General features: G+C 64.1%; 10 protein-coding genes. 4 read left to right on the top strand and 6 right to left on the bottom strand.

The window, feature by feature from the left end; all coding sequences use genetic code 11:
- Window positions 1-67: 67 nt before the first annotated feature.
- The 5 genes from rpoD to AC07UC_RS13085 form a co-directional block, all read right to left on the bottom strand.
- Window positions 68-2,092, bottom strand: coding sequence for an RNA polymerase sigma factor RpoD (gene rpoD / locus AC07UC_RS13105; protein ID WP_056578576.1), 2,025 nt, complete (start codon window positions 2,090-2,092; stop codon window positions 68-70).
- Between the two features lie 438 nt (window positions 2,093-2,530).
- Window positions 2,531-4,465, bottom strand: a complete 1,935-nt coding sequence (dnaG, locus tag AC07UC_RS13100) for a DNA primase (RefSeq protein WP_140774626.1) — start codon at window positions 4,463-4,465, stop codon at window positions 2,531-2,533.
- A gap of 114 nt (window positions 4,466-4,579) precedes the next feature.
- Complete coding sequence (locus tag AC07UC_RS13095; RefSeq protein WP_494906103.1) at window positions 4,580-4,945, bottom strand: helix-turn-helix transcriptional regulator; 366 nt, start codon at window positions 4,943-4,945, stop codon at window positions 4,580-4,582.
- 12 nt (window positions 4,946-4,957) lie between these two features.
- Window positions 4,958-5,206: a type II toxin-antitoxin system RelE family toxin gene (locus tag AC07UC_RS13090; RefSeq protein WP_027026768.1), complete on the bottom strand. Its 249-nt coding sequence runs from the start codon at window positions 5,204-5,206 to the stop codon at window positions 4,958-4,960.
- 129 nt (window positions 5,207-5,335) lie between these two features.
- The gene (locus tag AC07UC_RS13085) at window positions 5,336-5,704 is read right to left on the bottom strand and encodes an RcnB family protein (RefSeq protein WP_140774628.1); all 369 of its coding nucleotides are present in this window, start codon (window positions 5,702-5,704) and stop codon (window positions 5,336-5,338) included.
- Window positions 5,705-6,091: 387 nt separating this feature from the next.
- Between AC07UC_RS13085 and AC07UC_RS13080 the strand changes: the two genes are divergently transcribed.
- The 3 genes from AC07UC_RS13080 (at window position 6,092) to AC07UC_RS13070 (ending at window position 9,351) form a co-directional block, all read left to right on the top strand.
- Entirely contained in the window at window positions 6,092-7,756 is a 1,665-nt protein-coding gene (locus tag AC07UC_RS13080; RefSeq protein ID WP_202326231.1) for a Na/Pi cotransporter family protein, read from the top strand.
- 102 nt (window positions 7,757-7,858) lie between these two features.
- Window positions 7,859-8,068, top strand: a complete 210-nt coding sequence (locus AC07UC_RS13075; RefSeq protein ID WP_140774630.1) for a DUF2061 domain-containing protein — start codon at window positions 7,859-7,861, stop codon at window positions 8,066-8,068.
- A gap of 98 nt (window positions 8,069-8,166) precedes the next feature.
- On the top strand, window positions 8,167-9,351 hold the full coding sequence (locus tag AC07UC_RS13070) for an MFS transporter (RefSeq protein ID WP_494906099.1): 1,185 nt from the start codon (window positions 8,167-8,169) through the stop codon (window positions 9,349-9,351).
- A 14-nt stretch (window positions 9,352-9,365) separates the two neighbouring features.
- Here AC07UC_RS13070 and AC07UC_RS13065 read toward each other — a convergent pair whose 3' ends face one another.
- Window positions 9,366-11,630, bottom strand: a complete 2,265-nt coding sequence (locus AC07UC_RS13065; protein ID WP_494906097.1) for a heavy metal translocating P-type ATPase — start codon at window positions 11,628-11,630, stop codon at window positions 9,366-9,368.
- A 104-nt stretch (window positions 11,631-11,734) separates the two neighbouring features.
- Here AC07UC_RS13065 and AC07UC_RS13060 point away from each other — a divergent pair, with 104 nt between their 5' ends.
- Window positions 11,735-12,151: a MerR family transcriptional regulator gene (locus AC07UC_RS13060; protein ID WP_202326228.1), complete on the top strand. Its 417-nt coding sequence runs from the start codon at window positions 11,735-11,737 to the stop codon at window positions 12,149-12,151.

Below are 12,151 nucleotides of genomic sequence, written 5' to 3'. Positions count from 1 at the left end.
TCCGTTGATGCCTGAAAACGAAAAAGGGCGCCAATCGGCGCCCTCAATTCTTCGCGGCGGATAAAACTCAGCTATCGAGGAAGCTGCGCAGCTTGCGGCTCCGGCTCGGGTGCTTGAGCTTGCGCAGCGCCTTGGCTTCGATCTGGCGGATACGCTCGCGGGTGACCGAGAACTGCTGGCCGACTTCTTCCAGCGTGTGGTCGGTGTTCATGCCGATGCCGAAGCGCATGCGCAGGACACGCTCCTCGCGCGGCGTCAGCGAGGCCAGAACGCGCGTGGTGGTCTCGCGCAGATTGGCCTGGATCGCCGCGTCGATCGGCAGGATCGCCATCTTGTCCTCGATGAAATCGCCCAGATGCGAATCCTCCTCGTCGCCGACCGGCGTTTCGAGCGAGATCGGCTCCTTGGCGATCTTCAAGACCTTGCGCACTTTTTCGAGCGGCATGGCGAGCTTTTCGGCCAGTTCTTCCGGCGTCGGCTCGCGGCCGATCTCGTGCAGCATCTGGCGCGAGGTCCGCACGATCTTGTTGATCGTCTCGATCATATGCACCGGGATGCGGATGGTGCGGGCCTGGTCGGCGATCGAACGCGTGATCGCCTGCCGGATCCACCATGTCGCGTAGGTCGAGAACTTGTAACCGCGGCGGTATTCGAACTTATCGACCGCCTTCATCAGGCCGATATTGCCTTCCTGGATCAGGTCGAGGAACTGCAGGCCGCGATTGGTGTATTTCTTGGCGATGGAGATGACGAGGCGCAGATTGGCCTCGACCATTTCCTTCTTGGCGATCGCGGCTTCGCGCTCGCCCTTCTGCACCTGGTTAACGATCTTGCGGAATTCCAGGATCGAGATCGCCGTTTCGGTGGCCAGGTGCTGGATCTCGGCGCGCAGGTCCTTGATCGCATCCTTCTCGTTCTTGGTGAATTCCTTCCAGCCACGCGAGGTCAGGTTGGCGATCGAGCGCGTCCAGTTCGGGTCGAGCTCCGAGCCTTGATATTCCTTCAGGAACTCCTCGCGCCGCACGCCGTAGCTTTCGGCCAGCCGCAACAGCTTGCCCTCGTTCTGCACCAGGCGCTTGTTGATGTCGTAGAGCTGCTCGACCAGCGCCTCGATGCGCGCGGTGTTGAGCGACAGCGACTTCACCGCCTTGATCAGCTGGTCCTTCAGCTCCTTCAGCCGGCGGTCCTGGCTGGGCGACAGCGTGCCGGCTGCGGCCAGACGGTTCTCGACCTGCTGGTCCTGCAGCTTGCGCAGCTTCTTGTAGGTGTCGGCGATGACGTCGAGCGTCTCCATCACCTGCGGACGCAGTTCGGCTTCCATCGCCGCCAGCGACAGGCTGGCCTCGTCCTCGTCTTCCTCGTCGTCGTCCCCGATGCCGCGCGTATCGGCGCCGACATTGGTGATGTCGTCCTCATCGTCGCGCCCGCGACGCGGCTTTTCCTCGGCCTTGGGCGCTTCCTCGATGCGCTCGACCACCGGCGCCTGCTTGGCTTCGGGGCCGGCATAGGTGGCTTCGAGATCGATGATCTCGCGCAGCAGGATCTTGGATTCGTTGAGTTCGTCGCGCCAGATGATGATGGCCTGGAAGGTCAGCGGGCTCTCGCACAGGCCCGCGATCATCGTCTCGCGGCCGGCCTCGATTCGCTTGGCGATGGCGATTTCGCCTTCGCGCGACAGCAGCTCGACCGAGCCCATCTCGCGCAGATACATGCGCACGGGATCGTCGGTGCGGTCGGTCGGCTCTTTCTTGGTGGTGGTGGCGGCGACCGCCGTACCGGTCTGTTCGGCCAGTTCGTTGGCGTCTTCCTCGGCGTCCGCCGCGGTGTCGCCGGCCTCGGCCTCTTCGCCCTGCTCGTCATCCTCGACGACATTGATGCCCATGTCGGACAGCATTGCCATCGTGTCCTCGATCTGCTCGGAGGTCACTTCCTCGGAAGGCAGCACCGAATTCAGCTCGTCCATCGTGACATAGCCGCGCTTCTTGGCGGCCTTGATCATCTTCTTGACAGCATCATCGGAAAGGTCGAGCAGAGGGCCATCGGTGGCGCCTTCGCGTTCGGTCTCGACCTCTTCCTTTTCCTTAGTCGCCATAATTTTTATCTTCTCCTAGCGGCCAAACTTTGGGGCCGCGTAAGCTGTCGGACCAGTCAAATCGGATACGCTCGTTTTTTGAAACGCGCCTCACCGGGCCACTAACCGCATCATCTCTTTTGTTTGGTGCATGCCGTCACCCCAAAACCGGTTCCATTCTTGGGTGACCACTCTTGGGCGACATGCATTAAGTCCAGATTAACCCTGATATCTGTGGCAGGCGGCCTGCCTGTCCAGTGACCAGTACCTCACATCGCTCATTTCCCGTCGGCGCGGGTGCGGGTTAACGTTTCGAATCGTCCTGATTCCGCCATTCTGTCGGAAGGTCAAGCGCCTCTGGCATGATTCGCATGAAAAAAGCGAATCAATTACCCGACTTAGCGCGCCCTGCCCCTTGGGGAAGCCCGGCCACGCTCTCATTCCTGTACTCAGCTGCACTTAGGCTCGCCCGGCCCTGCCCGACGAAACGCCAAATCCTTCGATCAGCGCTTCCGTCGCCTGTACATCCTGAAATTGCGCCTGAATTTCGATCAGATGGCGGAAGTTTTCGTCCGAAGGATCCGCTTCGAGAGCCGCTTCCGCCTGTTTCAGTTCCTTATGTAAGGTGCGCGCGCTGCGCTGCAAGTGCAGGGCCTGGTTCAGAGCATCGCGGGCATCGTCGAGTGCAGCCGTCTCCAGCGCCGGCCATTGCCGCGCCCGCCGGATCAGGCCGACGGCGCGCTCCCAGATCTCCGCGCAGCCGGCACGCTCGATCGTCGTCACCACGGCATGGCGGTCATTGGCCATGTCATGCGCCATCGCGTCGAGGATGGCGGCATGCAGCCGCTGCAGCTCGGAATTGGCGAGGTCGAGAAACTCGACATGCGCGAAATTCTCGTCGATCAGCGCCGGATGGTTGACCAGCGCCACGATGATCGTCGCCTCGCGCACCGACATGCCCTCGCTGCCGCGCTTGACCAGCGCCGACTGGCCGAGGCTTTCGGTGATCGCCATGCGGCCGCCGCCAGGCTTGGCGAATTGTCCGCCGGGTGCGGCTGCCTTGCCCTGCCCCGGTTTCCACTCCTGGCGCCCTTGCCGGACATCGCGCTGTGAGCCGAAAAAGCTCTTTTCCCGCTCACGCATTTCCTGCTGGTAGTGATAGCGCGTGCTTTCGTCGCGGATGCGGCTGGTCAACTCCCGCAGCGTCTTTCCCAGTTCCGCCCGCCGTTCCGGCGTGTCGAAGACGCCGCCAGCTGTCTCGCGCATCCACAACAGGTCGACCAGCGGCCGCGCATCGGCAAGCACCGCGCGGAAAGCGTCCGGCCCCTCGGCCTTGACGAGGTCGTCGGGATCCTTGCCTTCCGGCAGCAGTGCGAAGCGCGCCGAGCGCCCGGCCTGCACCGAGGGCAATGCCAGATCCGCGGCACGCCACGCCGCCTTCAGCCCGGCCTTGTCGCCGTCGAAGCACAGCATCGGCTCCGGCGCCATGCGCCACAACAGCTCGAGCTGGTTCTCGGTGAGCGCGGTGCCGAGCGGCGCCACGACATTCTCGAAACCGGCCTGCGCTAGCGCGATCACGTCCATGTAGCCTTCGACGGCAATCACCGTGCCGCCCTTGGCCAGAGCCTTGCGGGCACGGGCGAAATTGTAGAGCACATTGCCCTTGTGGAAGAGCTCCGTGTCGGGAGAATTCATGTATTTGGCCAGCGCATCGGGGGCCAGCGCCCGGCCGCCAAAGGCGATGATCTTGCCGCGCGAATCCGGGATCGGAAACATGATGCGATCGCGGAACCAGTCATAGGAGACCGGAATGTCGTCGCCATGGCGCACCAGCCCGCAGGCCTCGATATCGGCTTTCGGCACGCCCTTTGCCGCGAGATGCTCTTTCAAGGCATTGCGGCTGTCGGGCGCGAAGCCGAGCCGGAACGAATGCTGCGTCGCCGGCGTCAGCCCGCGGTCGCGCAGATACGCGCGGGCCTTGGCGCCCTCGGGTCCCTGCAGCCGTTCCTGGAAGAAGGCGGTCGCCATTTCCATGACGTCGGTCAGGCTGGCGCGTTCCTTCTCGCGCCGTTCCTCCTGGACGTCGCGGACTGGCATCGGGACGCCTGCCATGTCGGCGATCTTCTCGACCGCTTCGGGAAAGCTCATTCCGTCGAGTTCGGTGAGGAATTTGAAATGGTCGCCCGAGACCGAGCACCCGAAGCAATGGTAGCGGCCCTTCTTGTCCTCGCAGTGGAAGGACGGGCTCTTCTCGCCATGGAACGGACAACAGGCCCAATAGTCGCCGCGCGACGTATTGGTCTTCTTGCGATCCCACGCGACGCGCTGGCCGACAACAGATGAAATCGGCACGCGGTCGCGGATCTCGTCGAGAAAGGCGGGCGGAAAGCGCATTGAGGGAACTCGTTTCCCCACCATATAAGCATACCAGCGAAATCCGACGACCCCCAATACGGGCCATACCCGGTTTCCACAGGGCAAAAGGCGGCGGAGCAGAGATTCCGTCGATCAATCGCCTTCGTCGACCAGACTCTCGACCGGCAGTTCGAGAGCACGAGCCAGCCGCAGCCAAAGCGCGACGTCCCCGCCGCGCTTTCCATTCTCGATTTCCGAGAGATAGTTCTGGGTCACGCCAACGGAGGCGGCAAGCACGGCCTGGGTCTGCTTGCGATATCTGCGCCAGAAGGCGAGTGGAGAGGTTGCGACCACAAGATCGCGTGCCTCATCCGGCGCAAGGCCAGGAAGCTGACCCGCACGAAACCCACCAAGCGCCTGCGCATGCTCCAGTGATTCACGCAAAGCGTCCAGTTCGCTGCGCGGCAGGATAGCCAGTTCCTCGCCGCCCGGGGTCGTGACATAGGCAATGTTGTTCATCTCTGCATTCCTTCAATCATAGACCGATCCGCGCGGTCCGATCTTGGTGACGATGATCTCCTGATCCGTCTCCTCGAACACCACCCGATAGTCGCCGACCCTCAAACGCAGGGCAGTCGACCCTTGCAAGGCCTTGACCATATTGGCAAGGCTGCTCGGGTCATCGGCGTATGCCTCTATCTTCGACAGGATTCTCTCCGCGTCCGCCCGATGCTTTCGCAGTGCCTTGGCAGCCAGAGGGAGAAGGATAACCCGCTTCACTCCCAGAATATCGCATATTGCGATATTTGAGGCAAGCCGACTTCATCGTGCAAAAGGCTGGATGCAAACGGAAAAAAGAAAGGCGGCCTTTGCGGACCGCCCTTCCCAGCTCAATCCAGCGATCGAACCTTACTGCGCGGCAAGCGCGCCGAAGATGACGCCGGAGAGGATGCCGACCAGCACGTAGTCGTTGCCGACGCGGATCCATTCCTGGCCGCGGCCGGGACGATGCAGGCCGTAGCGGCCATAGTCGCGGATCGGCTGGTGCTGCCTCCAGCCGGAATATTTCTGGCCGTTGCGCCAGTTGTTGCGCTTCACGACGACCTTCTTCTTGTAGACGCGCTTCCTCACGTCGTTGTGGTGGCCCGGCTTCTGCCAGTCGACCTTGGTGTAATTCGACTGCGGCGCGACCGGCGCATTCATCGGCGCGGCCTGACCGGTCATGGAGGTGGCGGCCAGCATCGCGACAGCGAGAGCGGAAAGGACTATGCGTTTCATGAGAAGTCTCCTTGGTTGTCGATGCCCGAGGAATAGCGACCAAGGGATGAACTGAAACTGAACGGCAGCATTACAATTGTGTAATGAAATCCTCCGCTTATTTCGAATATTTGAACATGATCGCAAAGACAGCGGCCACAAGCATGGCCAACCGGCCGCCGCCCCGCCCCGCCGCGACCCGGCGATGCAACCATTTGCGCACCCGTCCATTTCCCGACACGGCCTGTCGCCCTGCGGCGGCCCCTTGAAATCGACAAGATTTTATTATCCGGCTAAAATATTCCGGCTATAGATGACGACTGCCATGACCATGATTCGTACCCTTGCTTTCCTTTCCGATCGCCGCGCCGTCCGCACCGCGCGCCCCGCCCGCATGCAGGCGCCGCAATGAGCGGTTCCGTCGTCCTTCTGCATCTGGCCGGCGCGGTCGCGCTAATGCTGTTTGCCACCCGCATGGTCAAGACTGGCGTCGAACGCGCTTATGGTGATGTGCTGCGCCATCGTCTGCGCGCCACCATGCGCAATCCAATCATGGCGGTGCTGGCCGGCACCGGCCTTGCGATCGCGCTGCAAAGCTCGACCGCCGTGACGCTTCTGGTGGGCTCGTTCGCCGGTTCCGGCATCGTTTCGGGTGCCGCCGGCCAACTGGCCGTGCGTGGCGCCGAGATCGGCTCGGCGCTGGTGGTCAAGCTGCTGACCTTCGACCTCACGCTCTTGGTGCCGCTCTGCCTGATCACCGGCACGGTGATGTTCATGGCCACCGAACGGCGCGACTGGCGCCAGACCGGCCGCATCCTGGTCGGCATCGGCCTTTTGATCCTGTCGCTGGAAATGATCGGCCAGGCGTCTGAGCCGCTGCGCAACAGCCAGCTCATGCCGGTCATCATCAATTACTTCTCCAGTGATTCCATCACCGCCTACCTGCTGGCGGCGCTGATCACATGGCTGTTCCAGTCGAGCATCGCGGCGGTTCTGCTGATGGCGACGCTGGCCGGCCGTGGCCTGATCAGCCCGGAACTCGGCGTCGTGCTCATCCTCGGCGTCAATCTCGGCTCTTCCATCATCGCGCCGATGCTGACCCGCTCGGCCGGACCCGCCGTACGCGTCGTGCCGATCGGCAATCTCCTGATGCGCGGGCTTGGCTCCCTGGTCATGCTGATCCTGTTCATGATCTTCCGGCCGCATGTCGGCTTCCTCGGCGCGACGGCCGCGGATCAGATCGTCAACGCCCACATCCTGTTCAACGTCATCATCCTGTTGGCGGGCCTGCCGCTGGCCGGTTTCGTCTACCGCGCTTCCGAGAAGATCGTGGCGCTTGGCACCAAGCCGGAGCCGACGGCCTCGCTCGACGTCGTCGAGTTGTCCGCGCTCAACGAGAGCGCGCTCGACGTGCCGAGCCAGGCGCTGGCCAACGCCACGCGCGAGGTGGTGCGGGTCTGCGAGACGGTCGAGATCATGCTGAAACGCATCATCGAGCTCTATGAGAGCGCCGACGCCGACAAGATCAAGGCGCTGGCCGCCCTCGACGACCGCGTCGACCGCAAGCATGCCGCCATAAAACTCTACCTCGCCAAGGTCACCAAGAACCCGCTGACCGAGGACGAGGCGCTGCGTTGCCAGGAGTTGATCGGCGCCTGCGTCAAGCTCGAGCAGGTCGGCGACATCATCGTGCGCAACATGCTGGTGCATGTGAAGAAGAAGTTCGATCGCGGGCTGGAATTCACCGACGAAGGCTGGAGCGAATTGTGCGCCTTCCACAGCTCGGTGCTGGCCAATGCAAGGCTTGCCTTCAACGTGCTGGTCTCGCGCGACCCCGAAACCGCCCGCCAGCTGGTGCTGGAAAAGGACCAGTTGCGCGACCGCGAGAAGGAAACCAGCGCCAGCCATTTCCTGCGGCTGCGCGAAGGCACCGCCAAGAGCGTCGAGACCAGTTCGATCCATCTCGACACCATTCGCGACCTGAAGCAGATCAACTCGCTGCTGGCGTCGATGGCCTACCCGGTGCTCGAAGAGCGCGGCCTCCTGACGGGGTCAAGGTTGAAGGCGAGCTGAAGTCACCCCACCGGCTGCCGTACTCACTTGACGGCAAAATACCTTTGCTCCGCTTCCGCCAGTCAGGATAAGGATCGGCTGCCCAGGCTTTCGGAGGAATCGATGGACACCCATTCGCGCAGTTTTGCCAAGGCGCTGTCCTGGCGCATGACCGGCACCATCGATACGCTGATCATTTCCCTGGTCGTGACCGGAAGCGTCAAGCTCGCCGCGGCCATCGGCATAACCGAGGTCTTCACCAAGTCCCTGCTCTACTATTTCCACGAGCGGGCGTGGCTGAAGATCCCCTATGGCCGCAAGACCACAGCCTGAAGCTGCCGGTCAAGAAAACCTAAAGTCGCGACGAAAATTTCTGGATTGCTCCCGCGGTCCATCCGTGGTTTGAGGCCGTTCCAGCCAAGGCTTCCCCCATGTCGCTTCCGCTTATCGCCCTGTTCATCGCCGCTTTCGCTTTCGGCACCACCGAATTCGTCATTGCCGGCGTGCTGCCGCAAGTGGCGCAAGGGCTTGGCGTCTCGGTCCCATCCGCTGGCTATCTCGTTTCCGGCTATGCTTGCGGCATCGCCATTGGCGGCCCGCTGCTGACGCTCGCGACCAAGCCCTTGCCACGCAAGACCTTGCTGCTCGGCCTCGCCGTCGCCTTCACCATCGGCCAGGCGGCCTGCGCGCTGGCGCCAGACTTCACTTCCATGCTGCTTCTGCGCATTGCCGTCGCGGTTGCGCACGGCGCCTATTTCGGCGTCGCCATGGTGGTCGCTGTCGGCCTCGTTCCCGAAGACAAACGCGGCATGGCGGTGGCGGTCATCCTGTCCGGCCTCACCGTCTCCAACGTCATCGGCGTCCCGGCCGGCACTGCGATCGGCAACATCTGGGGCTGGCGCGCCACCTTCTGGGTGATGTGCGGGTTGGGCGTGGCGGCAACTCTTGCCATGGCCGCACTGTTGCCGCGCACCACCGGCTCATCGGCCAAGCCCGCCGGCCTTGCCCGTGAGGTCCGCGTGCTCGCACGCCAGCAGGTCTGGACCTCGTTGATCCTGATGCTCATGCTGATGCTCGGCCAGTTCTGCCTGTTCACCTATATCACCCCGACTTTGCTGGAGGTCACCGGACTCGACGAGAACCTGGTGCCGTGGGTGTTGCTGCTCAACGGCGTCGGCGCCACGCTCGGCGTCTTCCTCGGCGGCAAGCTGTCCGACTGGAAGCTGATGCCGTCGCTGATCACGATGCTTGGCCTACAGGCGGTGACGTTGGCGGTGATCTACGTCGTCAGCCCCTACCCCGTGCCGATGGTCATCGCGATCGTCATCTGGGGCGGCCTCAACTTCGCCATCGGCACGCCGATCCAGACCCGCATCCTGGCGTGGACGGCGGATGCCGCCAACCTCGCCTCCTCGCTGATCCCGTCCGGGTTCAATGTCGGCATCGCGCTTGCCGCGTCGCTGGGCGCCGCCATGCTCAATGCCGGCTACGGCTACCGCAGCCTGCCGGTGGTCGGAGCTTTGGCGATGCTGGTCGCAGTGGTCGTGGCCGTCGTCTCCCAGGTCTGGGAAGGGCGCAGCAACGCCACACCGCCGCTCACGGCCCCGGCCGAGTAGCCCACCACAAACCCTCACCCGCGCCAGCGCAAGAGGCGCATGGCGTTGGCGGTGACCAGCACCGTGGCGCCGGTGTCGGCCAGGATCGCCGGCCAGAGGCCGGTGATGCCCAAGATGGTCGTGACCAGGAAGACTGCCTTCAGCCCCAGCGCCACGGTGATATTCTGGCCGATATTTGCCATCACCGCACGCGACAGCCGCACCATCCGGACAACGTCCGTGACGCGGCCATGCAGGATCGCCGCATCCGCCGTTTCCAGCGCCACATCGGTGCCGCCGCCCATGGCGATGCCGATGTCGGCGGCGGCGAGCGCCGGTGCGTCATTGATGCCGTCACCGACCTTGGCCACTGTCAGCCCTTCGCGCTGCAATTCGCCGACGATGCGCTGCTTGTCTTGCGGCAGCAATTCCGCCCGCGCCTCGATGCCGAGCGAGACGGCGATGGCTTCAGCGGTACGACGATTGTCGCCGGTCAGCATCACCGCGCGGATGCCCTCGGCCTTCAGCGCCGCGATGCCCGCCGCCGCGTCCGGCCGCGGCTCGTCACGCATGGCGATCAGCCCGGCCACCACGCCATCGGCCACCAGCACCGACACGGTCTTGCCCTGGCCGTTGAGGCTGTCGATGGCAAGGCGCTGCGCTTGCGTCATGTCGGCGCGGTCACCCGCCGCCGGGCCCGAACCGAGGAAGACGGCGACGCCGCCGACGCTGCCCTCGACCCCCTTGCCGGAGATCGCCTTTGCTGCCAGCGCCGGCGGCACCGGTGCCTTGTCCGCCGTTGCCCTGTCCAGGATCGCCACCGCCAGCGGATGGCTGGAGCCCTGCTCGAGTGCCGCCGCCAGCGCCAGCACGCTGCGTTCGTCGCGGCCATAGGCGACGATGTCGGTCACGACAGGCTTGCCCGCGGTCAGCGTGCCGGTCTTGTCGAAGGCCACCGCCGTGATCCGGCGAAACCCTTCCAGCACCGCGCCGCCCTTCATCAGCAGGCCCCGCCGGGCGCCGGTTGCCAGCCCCGCGGCGATCGCGGCCGGCGTCGAGATGACCAGCGCGCAGGGACAGCCGATCAAAAGGATCGCCAGTCCCTTGTAGATCCATTCGTTCCAGTCGCCGCCGGCGACGAGCGGCGGCAGCAGCGCCACCAGCGCGCCGACCGCCAGCACTCCTGGCGTGTAATAGCGCGAGAAGCGATCGATGAAGCGCTCGGTCGGCGCCTTGGCCTCCTGCGCCTCCTCCACCAGCCGCACGACGCGGGCGATGGTGTTGTCGGAAGCGGCCGCCGTGACCCGCACCTTCAGCACGCCATCGCTGTTGATCGTACCGGCGAAGACGGGCTCTCCAACGCTCTTGCGCTTCGGCGTGCTCTCGCCGGTCACCGGCGCCTCGTCAATGTCGCTCGAACCCTCTGTTATCTCGCCGTCGGCCGGAATGCGGTCGCCCGGCCGCACCGTGATGACGTCGCCGACAGCAAGCTGTTCGGCGGGAACTTCAACCGTGCCGCCTTCCCGCTCGACCAGCGCCGTCTTCGGCACCAGATCGGCCAGCCCCTGGATGCTGGCCCGCGCACGGCCGGCGGCGACACCCTCGAGAAGCTCCCCGATCAGGAACAGCACCACGACAGCTGCCGCTTCTTCCGTGGCACCGATCATCACGGCCCCAACAGCGGCGATGGTCATCAGCATCTCGATCGAGAACGGCGTGCCGGCCAGTGCCGCCATCAGCGCACGCCGCGCGATCGGAACGAGACCGACCAGCAAGGCAGCCAGGAAGACCCAGCGCTCGGTCGTGGGATACAGATGACCGATGCCATAGGCGGCCAGAAGCGCTGCCGCGCAGGCCAGCGTCAGCGCCGCGCGACGGCTGCGCCACCACGCCTGCCCAGGCTCTGCATGGCTGTGGAGATGGGATGACCCTGCGGCCTCCTTGGTGATTTGTTGGCCGCCGCCATGGTCGTGACCTTCGTGATCATGGCTTTCGTGGTCATGGCTTTCATGGTCATGGCCTTCGTGGTCATGAGCGGCATGATCATGCACCCTGGCCGCCGGCCCACCGGTCCGGGCCTCCGCCTTGACGATGCCGTAGCCCAGCCGCGCCACCTGCTGCAGCACCTTGTCATCGTTGAGCGGACCGCCATGGCTGACGGTCATCGAGGCGCCGGTCACCGAAACCGAGACATCGGCCACACCGTCGAGGCGGCGCACCGCCGTATCGATCTTGGCCGCGCAGGAGGCGCAATCCATGCCGCCGATCCTGAACCGTGTCTGCTTTAGAGGAGCCGTCATCACATCACCTGTCTGTTCTTTCATCGGCCTGGCGCGTCGGGCCTTGAACCTTGATGTCAGCCAATGTAATTGCTCTAGTCACTAGAGCTTCAAGAGGCAAAAACATGTTTTCGATCGGTGATCTCTCCCGCCGCACCGGGGTCAAGGTGCCGACCATCCGCTATTACGAGCAGATGGGCCTGGTCGCGGCGCCCGAGCGCTCGGAAGGCAACCAGCGTCGCTACTCCAGGCAGGAACTGGAACGGCTGGCCTTCATCCGCCACGCCCGCGACCTGGGCTTCGCCGTCGAGGACATCCGCTCGCTGATCGAGCTCAGCAGCCATCCCGAGCAGCCTTGCGGCCATGCCGACAAGATCGCGCAGGAGCAGCTGGTTTCCGTGCGCGAAAAGATCGCCCAGCTGAAGCGGCTGGAAACCGAGCTGGAGCGTATCGCTTCTTGCTGCGACGGCAACACGGTCGGCGACTGCTACGTCATCCGCGCGCTGTCCGACCACGCGCTCTGCGCCGATGAGCACATCTGA

The sequence above is a fragment of the Mesorhizobium sp. GW821-FHT04C10 genome, assembly GCF_059420305.1.
Note: the sequence above shows the minus strand (reverse complement) of the source record. Positions and strands in the feature narration are given on the sequence as shown.